General features: G+C 74.2%; 24 protein-coding genes. 10 read left to right on the top strand and 14 right to left on the bottom strand.

Going from position 1 to position 23,055, the window contains the following annotated elements:
* Positions 1–227: 227 nt before the first annotated feature.
* The 4 genes from ACGFI9_RS27935 to ACGFI9_RS27950 form a co-directional block, all read right to left on the bottom strand.
* Entirely contained in the window at positions 228–575 is a 348-nt protein-coding gene (locus ACGFI9_RS27935; protein ID WP_393182505.1) for a hypothetical protein, read from the bottom strand.
* 383 nt (positions 576–958) lie between these two features.
* Positions 959–1,336, bottom strand: coding sequence for a hypothetical protein (locus tag ACGFI9_RS27940; protein ID WP_393182507.1), 378 nt, complete (start codon positions 1,334–1,336; stop codon positions 959–961).
* A 23-nt stretch (positions 1,337–1,359) separates the two neighbouring features.
* Positions 1,360–1,737 (bottom strand): hypothetical protein, encoded by a 378-nt coding sequence (locus ACGFI9_RS27945; RefSeq protein ID WP_393182509.1) that lies wholly within the window; start codon positions 1,735–1,737, stop codon positions 1,360–1,362.
* Positions 1,725–1,997 carry a hypothetical protein gene (locus tag ACGFI9_RS27950; RefSeq protein ID WP_393182510.1) on the bottom strand — a complete coding sequence of 91 codons (273 nt, stop codon included), beginning with the start codon at positions 1,995–1,997 and terminating at the stop codon, positions 1,725–1,727. Before ACGFI9_RS27950 ends, ACGFI9_RS27945 begins: the two co-directional genes overlap by 13 nt.
* 193 nt (positions 1,998–2,190) lie before the next feature.
* Between ACGFI9_RS27950 and ACGFI9_RS27955 the strand changes: the two genes are divergently transcribed.
* Complete coding sequence (locus ACGFI9_RS27955; protein WP_393182817.1) at positions 2,191–2,943, top strand: GntR family transcriptional regulator; 753 nt, start codon at positions 2,191–2,193, stop codon at positions 2,941–2,943.
* 1 nt (position 2,944) lies between these two features.
* On the opposite strand, the gene ACGFI9_RS27960 is transcribed toward ACGFI9_RS27955, so the two are convergent.
* On the bottom strand, positions 2,945–3,184 hold the full coding sequence (locus ACGFI9_RS27960; RefSeq protein ID WP_393182512.1) for a hypothetical protein: 240 nt from the start codon (positions 3,182–3,184) through the stop codon (positions 2,945–2,947).
* 297 nt (positions 3,185–3,481) lie between these two features.
* Here ACGFI9_RS27960 and ACGFI9_RS27965 point away from each other — a divergent pair, with 297 nt between their 5' ends.
* Both ACGFI9_RS27965 and ACGFI9_RS27970 read left to right on the top strand, forming a co-directional pair.
* Positions 3,482–3,718, top strand: coding sequence for a winged helix-turn-helix domain-containing protein (locus tag ACGFI9_RS27965; RefSeq protein ID WP_393182514.1), 237 nt, complete (start codon positions 3,482–3,484; stop codon positions 3,716–3,718).
* A 264-nt stretch (positions 3,719–3,982) separates the two neighbouring features.
* Entirely contained in the window at positions 3,983–4,333 is a 351-nt protein-coding gene (locus ACGFI9_RS27970; RefSeq protein WP_393182516.1) for a hypothetical protein, read from the top strand.
* Between the two features lie 75 nt (positions 4,334–4,408).
* On the opposite strand, the gene ACGFI9_RS27975 is transcribed toward ACGFI9_RS27970, so the two are convergent.
* From ACGFI9_RS27975 to ACGFI9_RS27985, 3 genes are all read right to left on the bottom strand, one after another.
* Positions 4,409–5,257, bottom strand: a complete 849-nt coding sequence (locus tag ACGFI9_RS27975) for a tyrosine-type recombinase/integrase (RefSeq protein ID WP_393182518.1) — start codon at positions 5,255–5,257, stop codon at positions 4,409–4,411.
* Positions 5,254–5,505: a hypothetical protein gene (locus tag ACGFI9_RS27980; RefSeq protein ID WP_393182519.1), complete on the bottom strand. Its 252-nt coding sequence runs from the start codon at positions 5,503–5,505 to the stop codon at positions 5,254–5,256. Before ACGFI9_RS27980 ends, ACGFI9_RS27975 begins: the two co-directional genes overlap by 4 nt.
* Before the next feature lie 384 nt (positions 5,506–5,889).
* Positions 5,890–6,921 (bottom strand): 3-isopropylmalate dehydrogenase, encoded by a 1,032-nt coding sequence (locus ACGFI9_RS27985; RefSeq protein WP_393182521.1) that lies wholly within the window; start codon positions 6,919–6,921, stop codon positions 5,890–5,892.
* A gap of 224 nt (positions 6,922–7,145) precedes the next feature.
* Here ACGFI9_RS27985 and ACGFI9_RS27990 point away from each other — a divergent pair, with 224 nt between their 5' ends.
* Both ACGFI9_RS27990 and ACGFI9_RS27995 read left to right on the top strand, forming a co-directional pair.
* On the top strand, positions 7,146–8,021 hold the full coding sequence (locus tag ACGFI9_RS27990) for an FAD:protein FMN transferase (protein ID WP_393182523.1): 876 nt from the start codon (positions 7,146–7,148) through the stop codon (positions 8,019–8,021).
* A gap of 344 nt (positions 8,022–8,365) precedes the next feature.
* Positions 8,366–8,722, top strand: a complete 357-nt coding sequence (locus tag ACGFI9_RS27995) for a hypothetical protein (RefSeq protein ID WP_393182525.1) — start codon at positions 8,366–8,368, stop codon at positions 8,720–8,722.
* Between the two features lie 60 nt (positions 8,723–8,782).
* On the opposite strand, the gene serA is transcribed toward ACGFI9_RS27995, so the two are convergent.
* From serA to ACGFI9_RS28010, 3 genes are all read right to left on the bottom strand, one after another.
* Positions 8,783–10,381 (bottom strand): phosphoglycerate dehydrogenase, encoded by a 1,599-nt coding sequence (gene serA / locus ACGFI9_RS28000; RefSeq protein WP_393182527.1) that lies wholly within the window; start codon positions 10,379–10,381, stop codon positions 8,783–8,785.
* 586 nt (positions 10,382–10,967) lie between these two features.
* Complete coding sequence (locus ACGFI9_RS28005; RefSeq protein WP_393182529.1) at positions 10,968–12,356, bottom strand: ATP-binding protein; 1,389 nt, start codon at positions 12,354–12,356, stop codon at positions 10,968–10,970.
* Between the two features lie 29 nt (positions 12,357–12,385).
* Positions 12,386–13,075, bottom strand: a complete 690-nt coding sequence (locus ACGFI9_RS28010) for a response regulator transcription factor (RefSeq protein ID WP_393182531.1) — start codon at positions 13,073–13,075, stop codon at positions 12,386–12,388.
* Between the two features lie 73 nt (positions 13,076–13,148).
* On the opposite strand from ACGFI9_RS28010, the gene ACGFI9_RS28015 reads away from it, so the two are divergent.
* The gene (locus tag ACGFI9_RS28015; protein WP_393182533.1) at positions 13,149–14,078 is read left to right on the top strand and encodes an ADP-ribosylglycohydrolase family protein; all 930 of its coding nucleotides are present in this window, start codon (positions 13,149–13,151) and stop codon (positions 14,076–14,078) included.
* A gap of 161 nt (positions 14,079–14,239) precedes the next feature.
* Here the strand turns inward: ACGFI9_RS28015 and ACGFI9_RS28020 are convergent, their stop codons facing one another.
* The gene (locus ACGFI9_RS28020; protein WP_393182535.1) at positions 14,240–15,202 is read right to left on the bottom strand and encodes a DUF1775 domain-containing protein; all 963 of its coding nucleotides are present in this window, start codon (positions 15,200–15,202) and stop codon (positions 14,240–14,242) included.
* 211 nt (positions 15,203–15,413) lie between these two features.
* Here ACGFI9_RS28020 and thrS point away from each other — a divergent pair, with 211 nt between their 5' ends.
* Together thrS and ACGFI9_RS28030 are read left to right on the top strand one after the other, a co-directional pair.
* Positions 15,414–17,426 (top strand): threonine--tRNA ligase, encoded by a 2,013-nt coding sequence (gene thrS, locus ACGFI9_RS28025; RefSeq protein ID WP_393182537.1) that lies wholly within the window; start codon positions 15,414–15,416, stop codon positions 17,424–17,426.
* Positions 17,427–17,587: 161 nt separating this feature from the next.
* A complete protein-coding gene (locus ACGFI9_RS28030) occupies positions 17,588–18,145 on the top strand; it encodes an HIT family protein (protein ID WP_393182539.1) in 558 nt (185 codons plus the stop codon).
* Positions 18,146–18,224: 79 nt separating this feature from the next.
* On the opposite strand, the gene ACGFI9_RS28035 is transcribed toward ACGFI9_RS28030, so the two are convergent.
* On the bottom strand, positions 18,225–18,755 hold the full coding sequence (locus ACGFI9_RS28035; RefSeq protein WP_393182541.1) for a hypothetical protein: 531 nt from the start codon (positions 18,753–18,755) through the stop codon (positions 18,225–18,227).
* Positions 18,756–18,842: 87 nt separating this feature from the next.
* Between ACGFI9_RS28035 and ACGFI9_RS28040 the strand changes: the two genes are divergently transcribed.
* Together ACGFI9_RS28040 and ACGFI9_RS28045 are read left to right on the top strand one after the other, a co-directional pair.
* Entirely contained in the window at positions 18,843–19,475 is a 633-nt protein-coding gene (locus tag ACGFI9_RS28040) for a hypothetical protein (protein ID WP_393182543.1), read from the top strand.
* 76 nt (positions 19,476–19,551) lie between these two features.
* Entirely contained in the window at positions 19,552–20,610 is a 1,059-nt protein-coding gene (locus tag ACGFI9_RS28045) for an aldo/keto reductase (RefSeq protein ID WP_393182545.1), read from the top strand.
* A 208-nt stretch (positions 20,611–20,818) separates the two neighbouring features.
* Here the strand turns inward: ACGFI9_RS28045 and ACGFI9_RS28050 are convergent, their stop codons facing one another.
* On the bottom strand, positions 20,819–22,981 hold the full coding sequence (locus tag ACGFI9_RS28050; protein ID WP_393182547.1) for an elongation factor G-like protein EF-G2: 2,163 nt from the start codon (positions 22,979–22,981) through the stop codon (positions 20,819–20,821).
* Positions 22,982–23,055 lie beyond the last annotated feature (74 nt).

Here is a 23,055-nt window from a genome sequence, read left to right on the forward strand (position 1 = left end):
GGCCCGACCGGTCCTGCCCGGTCGACCGGGGCGAGCCGGCGGCACGGGTCGGGGAGGCGCCGGACGGCACCACTCGCCCGGTCTCCGTGCCCCCCCCCCCCCCCCCCCCCCCCCCCCCCCCCCCCCCCCCCCCCCCCCCCCCGCCCCCCCCCCCCCGCCCCCCCCCCCCCCCCCCCCCCCCCGGCGCGGCCCCCCCCGCTTCTCTGTGCCCCGAGTGGGGGTCGGGGTCAGACGTATTCGAGCTGCATGTCGCGGGGGCGGTAGTCGGCCCCGTCGTCGTCAGCGGCGTCCCAGGGGGTGGCTCCGCCGATGGCGTGGATCGCGGTGCGGGTGAGGACGAGGGACTTGTCGACCGCGGCGGCCTCGGTGTCGGCGGTGACGAGCAGCTCCACCAGGATGGTCCCGGCGTCGGCGTCGGTCGCGGTGGTGGAGTCGCACACGTCGTCGTTGCAGGCCTCCAGGTCGAGCAGGGCGTCCATCAGGCGCTCGCCCTCGGCGTGCAGTTCCTCGGCGTTGAGGGGGTGGCCGTCGGCGGTGCGGACATCGAAGTGTCGGCTGATCTGGACTTGGATCATTGACTCTTCCCTCCGTCCTGGTCGTCGTCGTCCTTTGGGTTCCAGCAGGGCAGCTTCTCGGCCCACTTGAGCGCGAGGTTGCCGTGGTACGGGTTCGACGGTGTCAGGTGCAGTTGTCGCTGGTGCTGGCCGCAGGGGCAGCGCAGCGTGTAGTACTTGGGCGGGTTCTTGATCGTGTACCCGTGGCGGTCGAATACACGCAGAACGTTTTCTAGATCCTTTTTTGGATGCCGTTTCCAGTACCCCAATAGTGCCTCCCCACGGGAGCCTCAGGGTAGCGGTTGAAAAACGAAGCGCAAGCCCGCGAGTGACGAATCGGACAGTGAGCAGGAAACCTCTAGACCGTCAACCGGAGGGTGACGGAGGGTCGAAACTCCGGACAGCTACCAAGGACCCGGGCCGAAGAGCGTCCTGCAAACCATCGCCATGTCGCGCTGCGCCTCGATCATGGCAAGCCGGTCAGACGGATCGCTATCGGTGATCGAGGCCTGCCCGGCCGCTGCGGCAAGGCGCGCTCCGGCCTCTGCCATACCCGGAGTCGTGGAGAGAGACGCGCGCCCCCCGATCTTTTGGTTGCGAGCTGGGTCAAGGTCCGCCTCGGTGCCCGGCCGATAGATGTCCCGGCAGATTTCCCGATCATCTGCCCCTGTCCGGGATGGCGTGGGCGGAGAGGTAGTGGGGGTACCGCCGCCGGCGACGGTGCAGCTGGTGGTCGCGAGCACCGCTGCGGCGGCCAGCACGGCGGTGAAGGTCCTATCCATGGCTCCGGACCGTACCGGCGTTGTTACCCCTCGGCGCAGCCGTTGACTGGCTCGGAGGCTCTGGCCGATCGGCGGTTGACGCCATCCGCGCGTGGCGTGCTGGGGCGGGTCGGCTGCGGCCGCGTCGCCTTCGTGCTGGAGCGTCGCGTCGGTGTGGGCCCGGGCCGCGACAGGACCCGCACGCCGGCGGTCGAGTCGATGTAGAGCTCGCGCCGGGCGGTGGCATCGCCGGCGGCGTTGAGGACGTAGCCGGTGACCCAGGTCGCGCCCTCGTAGGTGGGCCGGTCGTCGACGGACACCAGCCGCAGAGTCAGTGCGCGGTCGCCGCCGAACTGGACGCCAGCGTCGCGGCCGATGCGCAGCACGGTGCCCGCGGTCCAGGTGGCGGCTATCGGGTCCATGCCACGAACCGCTCGTGCAGCTCGGCGGAGGGCACGCGGGGAAGGTCGCCGGCGGCGGCGAAGAGCAGCGCACCGACGTAGGCGGCGAGGCCGACTCGGTCGGGCCCGTAGGACTCGGCCAGCTTCGTCTGTGCGGGTGGGCAGGGCCAGGCAGCGTCCCCGCAGGCGGGGCAGGTCCAAGCGGGCAGTTGGGGGACGTGGGCGTCGTCGAGCCGGTGCGGCAGGGCCTCGACGCATCGGGCGACCGTGCGCGGGTTCATGGAGCCTCCCCCTGGTGAGCTGGGCCGCCGTCGCGTCCGGTTGATCAGCCAGTCCGTCACGGCGCAACCCCTCTGTGTTTTGCGTACGCAAATCCTAGGGAGAGTGTGAGCGGGATCCCGCTGTTCCGTCAAGCATTTGCGTACGCATACTGGGGCGGTCAGCGTCCAGCCGAAGGGAGGCCAACCCGTGGCGATGGGATATCGCGAGATCGCTGCCGAGCTGCGCGCGGCGATCGAGTCCGGTGAGTACCCTCCGGGCAGCCAGCTGCCGACCGAGCACGACCTGGCGGCCCGCTTCGACGTCTCTCGCGAGACCGTGCGGCGCGCGCTGGCCAGCCTGAAGGCGGCCGGCCTTGTCGTCACCGCGACCAAGAGCGGCACCACCGTCGCGCAGCCGCCCGTGCGGCTCGCCCTGGCCCACTACGCGGGCGCCGCGGACCCGGGCCGTCCGGGGCGGGAGCTGGGGCCGTGGGAGACAGCCTGCGCCGAGCAGGGCATCCAGGGGCGGGTGGAGGTGCTCGACGTGGCACGCGTGCCAGCGATCGGAGAGCTGGCCACCCGGTTCGGAGTCGCCGCCGGCGTCGAGCTGGTCCGCCGATCGCGGCGGATGTACGCCGGGGAAGACCTGGCCCAAGTGCAGGAGTCGTACGTCCTGGCCGACGTGGCCGCCGGGACGCCGCTCGCCGAGCCGGGCAAGGTAGTCGGCGGGCTGTACGCCGCGCTGACCGCCGCCGGCGTCGACCTGGCCGACGCCACCGAAGAGGTGGCGGCCCGGCTGCCGACCAGCGCGGAGCAGGAGGCGCTCGGCCTGCCGGACGCGGCGTGGGTGCTGGAGACCTGGCGCGCGACCCGGGACCGGTCCGGGCGGGCGGTGGAGGTGCTCCACTCGGTATCCGACGCGCGCCGGGTGGCTCGGGTGTACGGCGACTTGCGGATCGCTGGCTGACCTACCGGGCGGGGAAGGCCGGCGCCCGCCGGATGCGCTCCAGGCCGGCCCCGACCTCGCGCTGCTGCCACTGCTGGAACAGCACTTCGGACAGGTGGTCTGCTTCCCGCTGGCGCTGTTCGTCGTCGTGCTGCCGCTTCTCGTCCTCGGTGGCTGGCCGCCACGACGTGAGCGGCTGCGGCGCAGGCCGGCGCGGCTCCACGGCGAGCAAGACAAAGACCAGGCCAACGATGATCGCCACGACGGCGGCCTGAAGTGCGACCGCTCGCTGTCGATCGCGTCGCATGTCCGAGCCACTCCCCCCTCGCCGCGCCGGGAAGGCAACCGCCCGGCCGGCTGAATGGTGACGGCTGCCGCCAGGGACGGGCCGGCGTGCTCGCGGCCCGGCACCATAACGATCACCCCGTTTACTCATGATCACCAACCCGTCACTATCTGCACCCTAGAAAGCCTAGATATCTAGGGCAACCAAGCTGTTGAAGCAAGGATTTGCACATGGTGTGATCCGGGAGCCCAACCCACCGGAGAACACCGACATATGCCCGCCCGCCGGCTGACGTACGAGCAGATCGCGGAAGACCTCGCAGCCCGTATCGTCGCCGGCGAGTATCCCCCGCACACACCGCTGCCCAGCATGCGTGAGCTGGCGATCCTCTACTCGGTGTCGGTGCCAACGATTCAGAAGGCGCACATCATCCTTCGGGAGCGGCGGCTGACGTACGGTGTGCCGGGAGCGGGCGTTTACGTGGAGGAACGCGGCGAACGCGAATCGTAGCGGTATCGGCGAGAACCGACAGTCGGTTCGCTGCCCTGCGTGACGGTAAACGTCGTACACACCCCACCGTGGGTTACGAGACCAGGGCCACGAACGCCGCTGGCGCTCACCCACCGTCGCGCCATAGCAGGTGCAACTTGCATCTGCCAGCGGATCACCCGGCGTGTTCGAGCCCTCTGGGCAGGGGGCTTCCCTGCGACGGTCGTACGGGTGTTTCATCGGGGCCCCGGTTAAGCCTCCGTTAAGACAAGGAGCTGTTGCCCTATGCCCCACCGCACCGCCCCGACGACCGACCACGCCGTCGTCTACGTTCCCGCCGCCGTCACCGACCCTGCCGACTTCGCCGCCGTTGCCGCTCCGTGCTTGGAGCGGGTGGAGGCGTGCGGGTACGTGTTCGCCGGCATCGTGCGCACCTGGCCGGACGCGTGGGCCCTCATGGTGGAGGGCCGCGCCCAGGTGGTGGTCGTGGCGTCGCGTGGGCAGCTGCCGGCCGATCAGCGGCCTCGGATCGAGGCGGTGACGGAGCCGGTGCGGACGGCCGTCGCGGAGCAGTGCGTGGTGCCGCCGGAGGTGACGGCGCCGCAGCGGGTGCGTCGGCCGCGCCGCGTCCGGTAGCCGCACACGGGAGCGCCCCGGGTTCCACCAGTCGCGGAGGATGGTGGCCCGGGGCGCTTCGTCGTTTATGGGGGGTCAGACCGGCAGCGGCAGCGCGTGCACCGCCGCCGCCTTGGCCCCGCCGATCGTGGCCACGTAGGTGGAGGTGGTGTTCGGGTTGGCGTGGCCCAGCAACTCCTGCGTCACGCGGATGTCTCCCCCGGCCGCCTGATGCACGTACGTGCCGTGCCAGTGCCGCAGCCGGTGCATCGACACCGTCTTGTGGCCCAGCGTCCGCTGCAGGTGGTAGTTCGCCCGCTCCTGCACCTGGACGCGGTCGGCGTGCGACCCGTCGCGGTTGCGGGCGACCGGCCCGGACGGCATGTCCTGCACGGCCGCCCACACGGCCGGGTGCGTCGGCACGATGCGTTCCTTGCCGCCCTTCCCGCGGATCCACGTCGCCTCTTCGGTGACGTCGGCCCGGTCGAGCCGGCTGATCTCGACGCACCGGAGCCCGTTCCCGGCGGCGAGCAGATACCAGGTGCGCATGGGCTCCCGGGCGCGGCGCAGGATGTCGGCCAGCTCTTCGTTGGTGACCGGGCGGGGCCGGCGGGGGCGGACGCTGGCGCGGGGCAGGTGCTGCGCCGGGTTGTAGTCCAGCCGCGGGTCGGCCGGGTTGGTGGCCCACGCGTAGAAGCCGGTTACGGCGGCAGTGATCTTCGCGATGTGCGCGGGGCTGCGCCGCCCTGTGTGGATGCCGTCGCGCAGCTCGTCCGCGCAGGCGTAGACCAGGCCCTCTGGGAGGGTGCGGTCGAGTCGGCAGAGCTCGTCGGCGTAGGTGTCGCGGGTGGTCTCGGCGCGGCCGAGGGCGGTGAGGTGGCGGAGGTAGCCGGCGATGAGGTCGTGGGTGTGCGGGGCGTGGGCGACGTCGACGGGGTAAGTCATCGGATCGCCTCGGCGTAGAGGGCGTCGAGCAGCCGGCGCAGCGCGTCCTTCCGCCGGTTCGCGGCCCGGAACGCCCGATCCGACTTCGCCCAGTCGTTGCCCACGTACCGGGCATTGTCGTACTCCGATGCGGCGATCCGCATCGCCATCTTCTCCACCGCGAACCGGAGGGCGGCGAGACGCTCTCGCCGCTCGTACTGGCGGTCGGCTTCCCGCCAGCGCCGCTCGGTGGCCGTTAGGGTGCTCATAGATCGGACCTCCTGTGTCCGGTCGAGCGCCCGGGTGTGCGGATAGGTCCCGCCCCCGGGCGCGTCACTGTGTTGATGCTGTGACGGGCGTGCGGGTGCGGGCTATCGGCCGGCGGCCCGGTCAATTCGGGCAGGCCGGCGGCTGGTCGGCGGGCCGGAGGATTGCGGCCGCGTCGATGCGTTAACGGGTCGGCCCTTCGGCCGAGTCGGCGCGGTGCGGGCCGGTTTGGGTGCCCGAACGGGTGAGGTGGCCGAACGGTCGTTCAGCGGATAGCTCCGCCCCGACAGATCGAGCCCACCGGATGGCGCTGCGGCCGGCCGGTGGTGCGGTCCCAGGAGGCACGGGTCCGGCGGCCCGTACCCCGGGCCGCTCACGGGCCCGGGTCAGGCTACGGCGTACCCGGCGAGCCGGTCGCCGACCTCCTCGGTGCGCACGGGGGCGCCCGGCGTACGGCCGGCCAGCTCGGTGGCGACGGCGGCGGTGACCCGGGCGGCGGCGTCGGCGTGCCCGAGCTGGTCGAGCAGGAGCGCGGCGGAGAGCACCGCGGCGACCGGGTCGGCGAGGCCCTTGCCGGCGATGTCCGGCGCGGAGCCGTGCACCGGCTCGAACATCGACGGGTAGCGGCCCTCCGGGTTGATGCAGCCGCTCGCGGCCAGCCCGATGCCGCCGGTCACGGCGGCGGCGATGTCGGTGAGGATGTCGCCGAACAGATTGTCGGTGACCACCACGTCGTACCGCTGGGGGTTGGTCACCAGGAACATCGCGGCGGCGTCGACGTGCTGGTACTCGGTGGCGACGTCGGGGTGCTCGGCGGCGACCGCCTCGAAGGCGCGCGACCAGAGCGAGCCGGCGTGGGTCAGCACGTTGGTCTTGTGCACCAGGGTCACCTTCCGCCGCTCCCGGCGGCGGGCCCGGGCGAAGGCGTCCCGGATCACCCGCTCCACGCCGTGCCGGGTGTTCAGGCTCTCCTCGGTGGCCACCTCGGCCGGGGTGTCCCGGTGCAGCGAGCCGCCGGCGCCGGCGTACAGGCCCTCGGTGCCCTCGCGGACCACGACCAGGTCGACCTCGCCCGGCTTGACCGCGGCCAGCGGGCCGCCGACGCCCGGCCAGAGCCGCGACGGGCGGAGGTTGACGTACTGGTCGAAGGCGAAGCGGAGCTTCAGCAGCAGGCCGCGCTCCAGCACGCCCGGCGGCACGGTCGGGTCGCCGACCGCGCCGAGCAGGATGGCGTCGTGCCCGGCCAGCTCGTCCAGGACCGAGTCGGGCAGCACCTCCCCGGTACGGTGGTAGCGGGCCGCGCCGAGGTCGTACTCGGTGGCCTCCACCCCGGGAAGCACGGCGTCGATGACCTTGCGGGCCTGCCCGACCACCTCGGGTCCGATGCCGTCCCCGGCCACCACCGCGATCCGTGCCACCTGGCGCTCCTCACCTCGTCGGTCAGCGCAACGGTACGTCGCCGTCCCGGCTCCCGGTACGCATCTTCCACCATTCGGGAAGCGGGAACACTCAGGATGCTCCCAGGTGACATTCATGGGGCGGTCAACTCCAGCCCCTAGGGTCGCAGGTGAGCGGGTCGACGGGGGCCCGGGACCGGCTTCGCCGCGGCGCTGCGGCGTCGCCAGCGAGGGAAGCAGGTGCCATGCGGATCGACGAGCAGCGACGGGCGGCGTGGACGGACGAGCAGCCCCGGACCCGGTGGATCGACCAGTCGGCCTTCCTCAGCCGCCGTCCCGACCTGCGCCTCGGCGCCCGCAGCCACCGGGTGGACCGGGCCGGCGGGTCCGCCGTCGACCGCATCAGCGTCCAGCACACCGTCCGCACCTCCACCGCCGAGTACTCGCTGCTGCTCAACGCCCCCGAGTGGCTGGGCCGGCGCGGGGTCGGGGAGGCGCTGCGGGACGCGGTCGCCGAGCTGCGCGCCATCGACCTCACCTACGGGCCGAACCGGCCGGACAGCCTGGTGTCGAGGCTGCGGCGGGGGGAGATCAGCCCCGAGTCGTACCCGCCGCTGGCCGACCTGGTGGACCGCTGCGCCGCCATGCGGGCGGCCACCGACGGGTGGTTCGACGCCTGGGCGGTGCCCGGGGGCTTCGACCCGGGCGGCCTGCTCGGCGGCTGGGCGGTGGAACGCGCCGCAACCCGGCTGCGCGCCGCCGGCGTGCACGACTACGCCGTGCTCAGCGGCGCCGACCTGACCGTACGCGGCCACGCCGCGCACGGCGGCCCGTGGCGGGTCGCCGTCCACCACCCGACGGACGCCCGCCGGGCGCCGCTGGTGCTGGAGATGACGGCCGGCGCGGTGGGCACCTCCGGGGTGACCGGGCGGCAGGGGCACGTGGTGGACCCGCACACCGGGGAGCCGGTCGACCAGCTCGACGCCGCCACCGTGGTGGGCCCGGACCTGGCGGTCGCGGACGCCTACGCCACCGCGCTCTACGCGGCCGGGCCGGCCGGGCTGGCCTGGTTCCGCAACGGCTCCGACTACCGGGCGCTCTTCACCCACCGCCGGCGCTGAGCGTCGACCGCCGGCACCCCGCGTCCCGCCTTCGCATCCGGGACGCGGAACGCGATCGGCCCCCACGGTCTCGGCAACGACCGTGGAGGCCGGTCAGCGACGAGTGCGCGTGGCTCGCGCAATCGAGGGGTGCGGGCTGGTGGGCCGGACGGCGACCGCGCCACCCGAAGACGGGCCGGAGTCTCAACTCAGCCAGTGACCGCACGGGTACGCTAGCGAATCGACGCAACTCGACGCAAGAGTCTCCACAGCGGACCGTCGCGGCAGCTCCGCCGGTCAACGCCGGGTTAACCCGTGGCGGGGCAGGGGTGACGAGGCGGACCACAGATGGCACGCTGTCCGCCGTGAGTTTCGATCTGAGCGTGTGGGCCCTCCCGCCCGGGGCCACGCCCGACGACGTACGGGCAGCGGTGCAGCGGTGCCGCGAGGGGCGGCACGGCGAGCAGTACCCGGACCCGAGGGTGGTCGGCTTCTACCGGGCCATCACCGCGGCGTATCCGGACCGGCCGGCCGGTCCGGGCACCCCGTGGGAGGTCGCCCCACTGCACACGGCCGCGGACCACGTGGAGATGAACCTCTTCCCCACCTGCGCGGACCAGGTGCTGCTCGACATCGAGCGGCTGGCCGGCGAGCACGACCTGATGCTCTTCGACGCCCAGGACGGGTCGGTCTACCCACCGCCCGCCCGCGTCACTCCCTGACCCCCGACGCGACGAGGGGCCCGGCCGTCCGGCCGGGCCCCCGATCCGTCCTGTCCGGACCTACTCGTCGCGCAGGTCGGCGGCGCTGGCCGCGACCGCGCCGATCGAGTCGGCGGCCGAGCTGAGCAGGTCCGCGCCGAGCGCCTGGTCGACGGTGAGCGTCATCAGCGTCTCGCCCCCGGCCTCCCGGCGGGCGACCTGCATGGCGGCGATGTTCACGCCGGCCTCGCCGAGCAGGGTGCCGACGGTGCCGACCACGCCCGGCCGGTCGACGTAGCGCAGGAAGACCAGGATGCCCTCGGCGCCGATCTCCACGTCGAAGCCGTCCACCTCGGTGAGCTTGAGGACGTCGCGGGTCCCGGTGTGGGTCACCGTGCCGGAGACGCTGACCGTCCGGCCGTCCGGCAGCGCGCCGCGCACGGTCACCAGGTTGGGGTGCTCCACGGTCTCGGCCTGGGTGGTCAGCGCCACCTCGACGCCACGCTCGGCGGCCAGGTGCGGCGCGTTGACGTAGGTGACCTGCTCCTCCACCACCGAGCTGAACAGCCCCTTGGTGGCGGCGAGCTTGAGCACCGAGACGTCGTGGCTGACGATCTCGCCGCGCACCTCGACGGTGACGCTCGCGGCGACCCCGCCGGCCACCGCGGTGAAGGCCCGGCCGAGCTTCTCGGCCAGCGGCAGCAGCGGCCGGACGTCCTCGGCGACCACGCCGCCGGCCTGCACGTTCACCGCGTCGGGCACGAACTCGCCCTGCAGCGCCAGCTTGACGCTCCTGGCCACCGCCAGGCCGGCCTTGTCCTGCGCCTCGTGGGTGGAGGCGCCCAGGTGCGGGGTGGCCACCACGTTGTCGAAGGCGAACAGCGGCGACGAGGTGCAGGGCTCCTTGGCGTACACGTCGACGCCGGCGCCGGCGACCCGGCCCTCCGCGATCGCGTCCGCGAGGGCCTGCTCGTCGACCAGGCCACCGCGGGCGGCGTTGACGATCCGGACGCCCGGCTTGACGATCGCCAGCTCCTTCTCGCCGATCAGGCCCACGGTCTCCGGGGTCTTGGGCAGGTGGATCGAGATGAAGTCGCTCTCCCGCAGCAGCTCCTCCAGCCCGACCAGGCGGACGCCGAGCTGGGCCGCGCGGGCCGGCTGGATGTACGGGTCGTACGCGATCAGCCGGGTGCCGAAGGCGGCGATGCGCTGGGCGAACAGCACACCGATCCGGCCGAGGCCGACCACGCCGACGGTCTTGCCCTGGATCTCGACGCCGGTGTACTTCGACCGCTTCCACTCCCCCGCCTTCAGCGCGGCGCTGGCGCTGGCGGTGTTCCGGGCGACGGCGAGCAGCAGCGCGACGGCCTGCTCGGCGGCGGAGACGATGTTGGAGGTGGGCGCGTTGACGACCATGACGCCCCGCGCGGTGGCGGCCGGCACCTCGACGTTGTCCAGGCCGACGCCGGCCCGCGCGACCACCTTCAGGCGCGGCGCGGCGGCGATCGCCTCGGCGTCGATCTGGGTGGCGCTGCGTACGATCACCGCGTCGGCCTCGGAGAGGGCGGAGAGCAGGGCCGGGCGGTCGGTGCCGTCGACGTGACGCACGTCGAAGTCGTGCGCGAGCACCTCGATGGCGGCGGGAGCGAGTTCTTCGGCGATCAGTACGACAGGATTCATCGGTCCTCGTAGACGCTCGTATGCGGTCGGCCTGGGGCGTCGGGACGCCGCGCTGCGCCCTGCGCTGATCCGTGCCATGGCCGTCAGGTGCCGGCTGGAGCACCTACAGGCGATCGTAGGGGGCGGTTCGGGCGGCGTGTCGCGGACCGTGGGGTGAGGGCCCTCACACAGCGTCGTCGCACGCTCGTCATGGCCCGTTCACCCGGGCCGCCGGGCCCGAGGCGTCGGTCACCCTTCCCACCAGGTGAGCGGCGCCCGTTCCGGCGCCGGCGGCGGGTTGCCGCATCCCGGGGTGTGCGGGGCCCGGAGACCGCGGGATGCCGCAACCGGAGCGGATCACCACGGCATCCGGCCGGGACATGACGGCGGGCCGGGGGGGGGGGGGGGGGGGGGGGGGGGGGGGGGGGGGGGGGGGGGGCCCCCCCCCCCCCCCCCCCCCACGGCTCCACCGACCGGAGTTGTTACGGGGCGTCCCGGCCGACGGAACTGATGGGTTCGGTTCTGATCCTGACAGCCCGGTCCGGCCGGCCGGCCGTCGTTAACCGTTATCTAAGGAAGACTTGCGTCGGGCCACAGTCAGGGCCGGTCAGCGTGGGCGTGCCCAGCGCCGCGCGCTCTTCTGCTCCCGGGCGTCCCGGGCCATCCGGCCGACCAGCCCGAACCGGCTGACCTGCCGGGGGGTCGCCTCCGGGTCGGCCAGCAGCATCACCACGCTGGCCCCGCCCAGCCGGGCCCGGTCGATGCTGACCGACCCGTTGGCCTGCAACGCGACCCGCTTGGCGATGTCCAGCCCCAGGCCGGTGGAGCCCTGGTCGCTGGTGCCCCGGCGCAGCGCCCGGTCCGGGTTGGCGATGCCCGGGCCGGCGTCGTCGATCCGGATCGCCACCCAGCCGTCCCGCCGGCTGACCGCCACCTCGAACGCGGTGCCCTGCGGGGTGTAGCGGAAGACGTTGCCGATCACCGCGTCCAGCGCGGCGGCCAGCTCGGCCCGGGGCACCGGCACCGGGATGCGCAGCTGGGCGCCGATCACCCGGTGCGGCCGGTTCTGGTCGCCCGCCAGGGCCGACCAGAAGACCATCCGGTCCCGCACCACCTCGCTGACGTCGCAGGACGCCGGGCCGGTCTCCTGGCTGACCGCCTTGCGGGTGGTCTTGATCAGCTGGTCGACCTCGCCCTCCAGGGTGACGATGGCCTGCCGGATCCGCCGGATGCCGCGGCGCCGGTCCAGCTCCGCCTCGCTGAACGTGCCGATGCTGGTGTCGTCCGACTCCAGCGCCTCGGCGTCGAGCCGCAGCGCGGTCAGCGGGGTGCGCAGCCGGTGGGACAGGTCCGCGACCAGCTCCCGCTCGTCGGCGCGGAGCGCCACCAGGCGCTCCGCCATCCGGTTGACGGCGTGACCGACCTCCGCCAGCTCCCGCGGGCCGGTCGGCTCGACCCGTACGCCCAGGTCGCCGTCGCCGATCGCGAGCGCCGCCTTGACCAGTTCCCCGGCGGCGTCGGCCGTGCGGGCGGCGACCCGGTCGACCACGATCACCGCGGCCCCGACCAGCGCCACCGCCACGGTGAGCAGCAGCAGCCACCGGCTGCCGGCGCCCTCGTCGAGCACCCGGTCGGGGACGAACACCTCCACCACGGCCACCTTGTCGCCGAGCACCACCGGGTCCAGCCGGAGCACGCCGCCGGGCACGTCGGTGACCAGGGAGTGCCGCTCCGCCTCGGCCCGCGCCAGCGCCGCCGCGTCGGCCCGGCCGCGCGACTCGTCGGTCCCGATGCCGTGCACGACCGGCCGCAGCGCCGGGTCGTCCCCGCTGGCGGCCACCGCCCGCCCGACGACCGCCGGATCGGTGCTGACCGCGAGGGCGCCGGTGACCAGGGCGGCACGCCGGGCCGCGTCGGCCAGCTTCTCGTCCCGCGACCGGTCGGCCAGGGTGATCCCGAGGGGGACGAGGAAGGCGAGCGCCAGGAGGGTGCACATGCCGGCCGTGAGCCAGGCCAGCGCGGGCCTCAGTCCGGCGCCACCAGCCGGAAGCCGACCCCCCGCACGGTGCGCAGGTAGCGCGGCTTCGCCGCGGACTCGCCCATTTTGCGACGCAGCCAGTAGAGGTGAACGTCGATGGTCTGGTCCTCGCCGACCGATGGCTGCCGCCATACCTCCTCCAAGAGTTCCCGCCGGGACACTACCCGGCCGGGACGTGCGGCGAGATACGCCAGCAGGTCGAATTCCTTCCGGGTCAGCGCCAACGGCTCCCCGTCCAGCACCGCGCTGCGCTCGCCGACGTCCACCCGCAGGCCACCCACCGTGTGCACGGCCGGCTGCACCGCCCGGCTGGCCCGCCCGGCCCGGCGCAGCACCGTGGTGATCCGGGCGTCCAGGTGCGCGCCGGTGAACGGCTTGACCATGTAGTCGTCCGCGCCCGCGCGCAGCAGCCGGACCACGGACTGCTCGTCGTCCCGGGCGGTGGCGATGATGATCGGCACATCGGTGATGCCGCGCAGCATGCGCAGCGCGTCGGAGCCGTCCAGGTCGGGCAGGCCGAGGTCGAGCACGACCAGGTCGGGGGTCTCGGCGGCCACCCGGCGCAGCGCGTCCAGCGCCGTGCCGACGGCGTGCACGGCGTGTCCCCGGTCGGCGAGGGACCGCAGCATCGCGCCGCGTACGACGTGGTCGTCTTCGACCAGGAGGACGGTAGCCACGTCAGCACCGTACTCGGGGTGGCAAGTTGATCGCGTTGCGGCACTCCTGGGAAACGGGCAAGCTGGGACGACGATGGCGTTCACCCTCTTCCCCGACACCCGCCTCACGCTCGCCCGCGACTCGCTGGCCGGCCTCTCGGTCGGCGACGCCCTCGGCTCCCAGTTCTTCGTCCCCGGCCGGCATCCGGCTGAGCTGGCCGCCGGGCGGCTGCCCGCACCGCCCTGGTCGTGGACCGACGACACCGAGATGGCCTGCTCGGTGGTCGCCGAGCTGGACGGGGCGGGGCGGATCGACCGGGACCGGCTGGCGCTCGCCTTCGCCGAGCGCTGCGAGCCCTACCGGGGGTACGGGCCGGGCGCGGTGACCGTTCTGCGGCTGATCCGTACCGGCACGCCGTGGCCGGTGGCCGCCGCCTCGGCCTTCGACGGGCAGGGCTCCTGCGGCAACGGGGCCGCCATGCGGGTCGCCCCGCTCGGCGCCTGGTACGCCGACTCGACCCGGCGCGCCGCCGACCAGGCCCGCGCCTCCGCCGAGGTGACCCACGCCCACCCGGAGGGGATCGCCGGGGCGGTCGCGGTGGCGGTGGCCGCCTCGCTCGCCGCCCGGGCCCGGCTCGACGGGGACCGGCCCGACCCGGCCCGGCTGCTCGGCGCGGTGGCCGGCGCCCTCGACCCGGCCGGTGCGGTGCACCGGGGCGTACGCCGGGCCGCCGCGCTGCTCGGTCACCCGGCCGAGGAGGCCGTCGCCGCGCTCGGCAACGGCGCCCGGGTCACCGCGCAGGACACCGTCCCGTTCACCCTCTGGGCCGCCGCCACCCACCTCGACGACTACCCGACCGCGATCCGGGTCTGCGTCGAGGCCGGCGGGGACGTGGACACCACCGCCGCGATCGTCGGCGGGGTGGTCGCGGCGTACACCGGCGTCGGTACGCCGGGTGGCGTGCCGGACGGCTGGCTCGCCGCCCGCGAGCCCCTCCCCGCCTGGCTGTCCACGCACGCCTGACCGCGTGGACCGTCCGCCCGCCCCGCACCCGCCGTCCGCCACGGGAGATCGTGCTCTATCCAGGATGTAGTGGCCTCGCGGCGGGTCGGACACCACTCGATCCAGGATCGTGCGCGAACCTGCCCCGCCCGCCGGCCCGGGGTCGGCGTGAGCGGGGTCGGTCAGCGGGTGGGGGCTGCGGCGACCGTCGGCCGGTCCTCGGCGGTGAGGACGGGCTCCCCGGTGTCACCGCGGCCCGGGCGGGGCTCGTCGGGGTCGGCCGGCTCCGGGTCGCCGGCGTCCTCGGCGGCAGCCCCGTCGTCGGCGGGAGCGCCGTTGTCGGCGGGAGCGCTGCCGTGGGCGGAAGCGCCGTTGCCGGCGGGAGGCCCGGCGGGCGGGGTGTCGTCGGCGGGGAGCGTCAGGGTGCCGCGCCGCCGGCGGCTGAGCAGCCAGCCGAGCGCCGCGCCGCCGCCGAGCCCGGCGAGCAGGCCGCCACCGAGCAGGAGATCCGCGCTCGGACCGCCGTCGCGGTCCGCCGGCGCCGCCGGGCCGGCCGCGTCGGCGGGTGTCTCGGCGGCCGGCGCGCCGTGGCCACCGTGCCCGCCGCTGTTCGGCAGCGGCGGCAGCAGGGCCACGGTCGGTGCCGGGTGGGTCCCGCCGGCCGGGTCGGCCCACCGCACCACCGTGCCGTCGGCGTACGTCTGGATCACCTGGAAGGTGAGCCGGTCGGTGGCCGGCATCGGGCCCATGCCGAGCGACAGCCGGGCGGGCCCGGCCGCCCCGGGCATGCGGATCCAGGTCACCGCCTCGGTCACCTGGGTCAGCTCGGAGGAGTGGATGCCGGCCACCGGCTGGTCGAGGTCGCGGGTGGTGATGCGCGGCGCCCAGCCGGGCACCGAGAGGGGGTAGACCTCGCCGATCGGCGCGTCCGCCGGCATCCGCAGCTCGATCCGGGTGGTCCGGCTGGCGGCCCGCTCCTCGGGCAGCACCACGGCCAGCTCGATCGCGTCGCCCTGGTGCACCTGCGCCGGGGAGGTGGTGACCGTCACCCCGGCCGCGCTCGCCGCACCGGGCCAGCTCACCGCTCCCACCGTGGCGGCCAGCAGCGCCGCCGCCCACCACCGGCCCCGACGGGTCATCGTCATGGTCGCCCCCATCCGTCCGCACGCGGCCGGCGCCGGCCCCGGCCACACCCGGTAGTTCGGGCCGGAGCCCGGAAAGGTTCAACGGGGGACGGAATTCGCCGGGCCAGCCATCGGGACGACACGGCGTCGCCGACGGTGCGGATCGGGCGACCGATAGCATCGCAGGGGCCGGTACCGGCACATCCGATACCCATCGACGACAGGAGTCACCGTGTCCGCACCCCGTACCCCCGTCGTGGCCGACCCCGTCGTCGTCGCCGCCGGGACGACGGCGGCCGACGCGGTGGCCGCGGCCGGGCTGCCCACCAGCGGCCCGAAGGCCGTCGTGGTGGTCCGCGACCCGCTCGGCCAGCTCCGCGACCTCGACTGGAAGCCGGCCGAGGAGACCAGCGTCGAGCCGGTCTCCCTGGACTCCCCGGACGGGCTCAACGTGCTGCGCCACTCGACCGCGCACGTGCTCGCCCAGGCCGTGCAGGACGTCTTTCCCGAGGCGAAGCTCGGCATCGGCCCGCCGATCGAGAACGGCTTCTACTACGACTTCCAGGTCGACAAGCCGTTCCAGCCGGACGACCTGGCGAAGCTCGAGAAGCGCATGCAGGAGATCATCAAGTCCGGCCAGCGGTTCCGCCGGCGCCGCTTCAGCAGCCTGGACGAGGCGCGGGGCGAGCTGGCCGCCGAGCCGTTCAAGCTGGAGCTGATCGAGGTCAAGGGGGAGGGGCTGGACTCCTCCGAGGTGATGGAGGTGGGCGGCGGCGAGCTGACCATCTACGACAACCTCGCCGCGAACGAGGACAAGGTCTGCTGGTCGGACCTGTGTCGCGGCCCGCACCTGCCGAACACCCGGCTGATCGGCGCGTTCAAGCTGATGCGCTCGGCCGCCGCGTACTGGCGGGGCTCGGAGAAGAACCCGCAGCTCCAGCGGGTGTACGGCACCGCGTGGCCGACCCGGGACGAGCTCAAGGCGTACCTGAAGCTGCTGGAGGAGGCGGCCCGGCGCGACCACCGCAAGCTCGGCGCGGACCTCGACCTGTTCAGCTTCCCGGACGAGATCGGCTCGGGCCTGGTGGTCTTCCACCCCAAGGGTGGCGTGATCAAGCGGGTCATGGAGGACTACGTCCGCACCCGCCACATCGAGGAGGGCTTCCAGTACGTCGGGACCCCGCACATCTCGAAGGAAGGCCTCTTCCACACCTCCGGTCATCTGCCGTACTACGCCGACGGGATGTACCCGCCCATGGAACTCGAGGGCGCGGACTACTACCTCAAGGCGATGAACTGCCCGATGCACAACCTGATCTACCGGTCGCGCGGGCGGTCCTACCGTGAGCTGCCGATGCGGCTGTTCGAGTTCGGATCGGTCTACCGGTACGAGAAGTCGGGCGTGGTCCACGGGCTGACCCGGGTGCGCGGCCTGACCCAGGACGACTCGCACTCCTACTGCACCCGGGAGCAGGCGCCGGCCGAGATCAAGCACCTGCTCAACTTCGTGCTGAGCCTGTTGAAGGACTTCGGCATCGACGACTTCTACCTGGAGCTGTCGACCCGCGACGAGTCCCGGCCCGACAAGTTCGTCGGGTCCGACGAGGACTGGGCGACGGCCACCGCGGTGCTCGAGCAGTGCGCCCGCGAGACCGGGCTGGACCTGGTGCCGGATCCGGGTGGCGCGGCCTTCTACGGCCCGAAGATCTCCGTGCAGGCCAAGGACGCGATCGGCCGCACCTGGCAGCTGTCGACCATCCAGTACGACTTCAACCAGCCGAAGGGCTTCGGGCTGGAGTACCAGGCGGCCGACGGCAGCCGGCAGCAGCCGGTCATGATCCACTGCGCCAAGTTCGGGTCGATCGAGCGCTTCATCGGCGTGCTCACCGAGCACTACGCCGGCGCGTTCCCGGCCTGGCTCGCCCCGGTGCAGGTGGTCGGCATCCCGATCCGCGAGGACCACACCGACTACCTCCAGGACTTCGTCACCACGCTGCGCAAGCAGGGGATCCGGGCCGACGTCGACGCGGGCGACGACCGGATGCAGAAGAAGATCCGCAACGCCCAGCAGCAGAAGATCCCGTTCATGGTGATCGCCGGGGACGACGACGTGGCCGCCGGCACGGTCTCCTTCCGCTACCGGGACGGGTCGCAGCGCAACGGCGTGCCGATCGCCGAGGCGGTCGCCCACGTGGTCGACGTGGTCACCTCGCGGACCAACTCGGGTCCGTCGGCCGAGGGCTGAGCGGCGACCCTGCCGACACGGCGGTGCTCCGGGCGACCGGACTCCGCCGTGTCGCGTCTCCGGGGCCGGTCACCGGTGTCCCGCGCGACCCCGCCACCCGTGTCCCCGGACGCCGGTGTCCGGCCCGGCCGCGACGGTGCGGTGACCGTAGGATCTGCGGTGTGACTGGGGCGGATCGACATTTCGAGGACGGCACCGACAACGGTCTGGCGGACGGGCTGGAACGGCTCTGGACGCCGCACCGGATGACCTACATCTCGGGGGAGGACCGTCCCGAGGGTGGCTACGAGAAGCCCACCGGCTGCCCGTTCTGCCGCGCCCCCGGCCTGCCCCCGGAGGAGAGCCTGATCGTCGCCCGGGGCGAGCACGTCTTCGCGGTGCTCAACCTCTACCCGTACAACCCCGGGCACCTGCTGGTCTGTCCGTACCGGCACGTCGCCGACTACACCGAGCTGGACGCGCCGGAGACCGCGGAGCTGGCCGCGTTCACCAAGGACGCCATGCGGGTGGTCCGCCGGGTCTCCAACGCGCACGGCTTCAACCTGGGCCTGAACCAGGGCGGCGTGGCGGGCGCCGGCATCGCCGCCCACCTGCACCAGCACGTGGTGCCGCGCTGGGGCGGGGACGCCAACTTCATGCCGGTGATCGGCCGGACCAAGGTGCTGCCGCAGCTGCTCGCCGACACCCGGGACCTGTTCGCCAAGGCCTGGCCGGCCTGACCCGCTCCGCCGCCGTCCGCGATGCCGCCGCCGGCCGTCGCGGGCGGGGCCGGCCGGTGCGGCGAGCCCGTCCGTACCGTCAGCGCTGCCGGCCCCGGACGCGGGCCAACTGGCGGCGGGCGCTGGCGGCGGTGCGCTGGGCCGAGTCGGCCCGGTCGGTCGCCAGCTGGGCGCGGGCGGCGAGCTGGCGCAGCCGGCGGGCGACCATCCGGTCGCCGTGCCGGGCGATCCAGACGCAGACCACGGCGAGCGGCAGCTCGACGAGGACGGCCAGCAGCACCGACACCACCAGGTCCGGCCCGGCCGGGGTGGTGACCACGTCGAACCAGGCGTCCACCGCCAGCATCGTCGCCGTGCCGGTGGCGGCCAGCGCCACCTGGCGGTCGCCCCGGTACGCGTACCACGCGGTCAGCGCGAGCAGCGCCACCAGGCCCAGGTCGAAGCCGACCCAGGCCGCCCGGTAGTGCACCGCCACCGCGTGCCGGGGCAGCGTCAGCGCGAGGTAGCCGACCCAGGGCAGGGTGAGCAGGGCCAGCAGCACGAAGGTGGGCGCCACCCAGCGGGGCGCCGGCCGAGCCTCCGTCGGCCGATCGAGCTGTTCCGTGGCCATGCCCCATTGTTCCTCGCGGTCGCGGTGCTGCCGCACCGTCCGGATCGGCGGCCCCCCGGCGTTCCCCCCGACAGTACGATCTTGCGCATGGCTCTGCTGCACCGCGCGGAACTGCGCCCCTCGAAGCTCGACCTGCTCACCGCCTGGCTGCCCGGCCGCCCCTGGTTCGCCGGGACGGCGGGCGTCGCCGTCACCCGGGTGGCGACGTTCCGCTTCGACGACCCGGCCGGCGAGGTCGGGATCGAGACGCTGCTCGTCCGGGCCGGGGACGGGCCGGTCCTGCAGGTGCCGCTCACCTACCGGAGTGCGCCGCTGGCCGGCGCCGACCGCTGGCTGGTCGGCACCACCGAGCACTCCGTGCTGGGCCCGCGCTGGGTGTACGACGCCTGCGCCGACCCGGTCTACCCGCCCGCCCTGGCCGCCGCCCTCTTCGCCGGCGGCGGGCAGGCGGAAGAGTACTTCGAGGTGGACGGGCGGCGGGAGGCCCGCCAGCCGAACATGACCGTCACCGGCGGCCGCGTCGGCGATGGCCGGCCGCCGGTCCTCGGTGATTCCCACGAGGTGGTCGACGGCGACCCGACGCTGATCCGGACCCACCCGGTCGAGTTGGCCGTCGTCCGGCGGCCGGGCTCGGCCGACGCCCCGTCCGACGCCTGCCTGACCGGCGCCTGGCCGGGGCAGGCGACCCCGCTGGTGCTGGCGTACGCCGTGCCCCGCTGACCGTCCGCCGTGGCCGCCCCGGCACCCCGGGTGATGTTCCCGCCCACCGGCGTCGGGCAGGTGGCAGGATGCGGCGATGGCAGTCAGCACGCGGACGTTGGGCCGCAGCGGCATCGAGGTCAGCGCCCTCGGCATGGGGTGCTGGGCGATCGGTGGGCCGTGGGCGGAGGGGACCCGGCCGCTGGGCTGGGGCGCGGTCGACGACGAGGAGTCGGTGCGGGCCGTCCGCCGGGCGCTCGACCTGGGCGTCACCCTCTTCGACACCGCCGACACGTACGGGGCCGGGCACGGCGAGCGGATCCTCGGCCGGGCGCTGGCCGGCCGCCGCGACGAGGCGGTGATCGCCACCAAGTGGGGCTACACGTTCGACGAGGCGGCCCGGCAGGCCACCGGGGAGGACGCCTCCCCCGCCTACCTGCGGCGGGCGGTCACCGACTCGCTGCGCCGGCTGGACACCGACCGGATCGACCTCTACCAGCTGCACCTCGGGGACCTGCCGGTGCCACGCGCCGAGGCGCTGGTCGACACCCTGGAGGAGCTGGTCGCCGACGGGCTGGTCCGGGCGTACGGCTGGAGCACCGACCGGGTCGACCGGGCCGCCGCGTTCGCCCAGGTCGCCCCGGGCGCCACCGGCGTGCAGCACGGCCTGTCGGTGCTCCGCGACGCCCCGGCCATGCTGGCCGTCTGCGACAAGCACGACCTGGCCAGCATCGCCCGGGGGCCGCTCGGGATGGGGCTGCTGACCGGCAAGTACACCCCGGGGTCCACGCTGCCCCGCGACGACGTCCGGGGCACCGCGCCGAACTGGCTGGAGTGGTTCCGCAGCGGCCGGCCCGCACCGGAGTGGCTGCGCCGGGTGGCCGCCGTGCGGGGCGCGCTGACCGCCGACGGCCGGACCCTCGCCCAGGGCGCGCTCGGCTGGATCTGGGCGCGCAGCGGTCGGACGGTGCCGATCCCGGGGGCGCGGACGGTCGCCCAGGTCGAGGAGAACGCCGCGGCGCTGCGCTGGGGCCCGCTCGCCCCCGACCAGTTCGCCGAGGTGGAACGCCAGCTCGCCGCCCTCCGGTCGGCCGCCCTGCGCGACGCCGACCGCCCACACTGGCCGATGCCCCCCGTCCCCGCCGCCCGCCCCTGACGCCCACGCCGTCGCCGCGCCGCCCGCCCAAGATCCGCGCTGATTCACGGAAATAGTGGCCTCCCGCGGTGCGGAGACCACTATTTCCGTGAATCAGTCGCCTCGGGCCCGGGCGGGTCCAGGGGGCGGGCGGGGCATGGGTGGGTCCAGCCGGGCCCGGTCGCGTCCAGGCGGGGCCGGGCGGGCGGGGCGGGCGGGACGGGCGGGGTCAGGAGCGGGTGGCGTGCTCCTTGCGGACCTGCTCGGCGAGGTGGGCGGGCATCGGCTCGTACCGGGCGAACTCGCGCCGGAAGGTGCCCGTGCCGGCGGTCATCGACCGCAGCTCGACCGCGTACCGGAGCAGCTCGGTGGCGGGCACCTCGGCGCGGACCAGGGTGCGCCCCTCGGCGTCCGGGTCCGGCTCGGTGCCGAGCACCCGGCCGCGCCGGCCGGAGAGGTCGCCCATCACCGCGCCCACCGACGAGTCCGGCACCCGGATGGTCACCTCGTCGACGGGCTCCAGCAGCGCCGGCTGGCCCTTCTCGGCGGCGTCCCGTAGCGCCAGGGCGCCGGCGGTCTGGAACGCCGCGTCGGAGGAGTCCACGCTGTGCGCCTTGCCGTCGAAGAGGGTCACCCGCAGGTCCACCACCGGACAGCCGGCGACCAGACCGCGTTCCATCTGCGCCCGGACGCCCTTCTCCACCGACGGGATGTAGTTGTGCGGCACCGCCCCGCCGACCACCTTGTCCACGAACTCGAAGCCGGCGCCGCGCGGCAGCGGCGCCACCTCGATGTCGCAGACGGCGTACTGGCCGTGGCCGCCGGACTGCTTGACGTGCCGGCCGTGCCCCTTGGCGGCGGCGGTGAAGGTCTCCCGCAGCGCCACCCGGACCGGTTCGGTCTCCAGCTCGACGCCGCCGGCCCGCAGCCGGTCCAGCACCACGTCGGCGTGGGCCTCGCCCATGCACCAGAGCACCAACTGGTGGGTCTCGGCGTTGCGCTCCAGCCGCAGCGTCGGGTCGCCGGCCACCAGCCGGGCCAGGTTGCGGGCGAGGGCGTCCTCGTCGGCCCGGCTCTTCGCCACGATGGCCACCGGCAGCAGCGGCTCCGGCATCTCCCAGGGCGCGATGAGCAGCGGCTCCTCCCGGGCGGAGATGGTGTCGCCGGTCTCCGCGCTGCCCGACTTGGTGATCGCGCAGATGTCGCCGGCAACGGCGGCCGGCACCTCGCGCAGCGTCGCGCCGAGCGGGCTGTAGAGGTGGCCGACCCGCTCGTCGGCGTCGTGGTCGGGGTGGCCGCGCTCGGCCATGCCGTGCCCGGACACGTGGATCTGCTGGTCGGGGCGGAGCGTGCCGGAGAAGACCCGGACCAGGGAGACCCGCCCGACGTGCCGGTCCACGGTCGTCTTGACCACCTCGGCGACCAGCGGGCCGTCCGGGTCGCAGGCCAGCGGGGGACGGGGCGAGCCGTCCACCCCGGTGACCGCCGGCAGCTCGTGCTCCAGCGGCGAGGGGAACGCCGACACCAGGCCGTCGAGCAGCGCGTCCAGGCCGACCCCGGTCTCCGCGCAGACCGGCACCACCGGGTAGAAGTGACCCCGGGCGACCGCCTTCTCCAGGTCGGTGATGAGCACCTCGGTGTCGATCTCCTCGCCGCCGAGGTAGCGGTCCATCAGGGTCTCGTCCTCGCTCTCCGCGATGATCCCCTCGATGAGCTCGTTGCGGGACTCCTGGATGGCCGGCAGGTGCTCCGGGTCCGGCTCGCGGACGGCCGGCGGCAGCCCGGTGGAGTAGTCGAAGACCCGCCGGGTGATCAGCCCCATCAGGCCGACCACCGACACGCCGTCGTCACCGAGCATCGGCAGGTAGAGCGGGAGCACGTTGTCGCCGAAGACCCGCTGGCAGAGCGCCACCGCCTCGTCGAAGTCGGCGCGGGGGTGGTCCAGCCGGGAGACCGCGACGGCCCGCGGCATGTCCACCGCGGCGCACTCCTCCCAGAGCGCGGCGGTGGCCGCGTCCATGCCGTCGACGGCGGAGACCACGAACAGCGCCGCGTCGGCGGCCCGCAGCCCGGCGCGCAGCTCGCCGACGAAGTCGCCGTATCCGGGGGTGTCCAGGAGGTTGACCTTGACGTCGCGGTGCAGCAGCGGGGCGCAGGCCAGGCTGACCGAGCGTTGCTGGCGTACGGCGGCGGGGTCGTGGTCGCAGACCGTGGTGCCGTCGGTGACGCTGCCGGCCCGGCCGATCGTGCCACTGGCCGCGAGCAGCGCCTCGACCAGCGTGGTCTTGCCCGCCCCGGAGTGCCCGACGAGCACCACGTTGCGAACCCTGTCGGGTTCGGTCACCACCGGCGCGCCGCCGGTGACCCCCTTCTCCTGATTTTTCTGCGCCATGGCGGCGCACCTCCCTCAGCCGGTGGTGGTGGCGACCGCCGCGCGCGACGGGGAAGCGGCCCGGGCGGGTGCCG

It is taken from the genome of Micromonospora sp. NPDC048930 (genome assembly GCF_043197935.1).
Taxonomy (GTDB): domain Bacteria; phylum Actinomycetota; class Actinomycetes; order Mycobacteriales; family Micromonosporaceae; genus Micromonospora.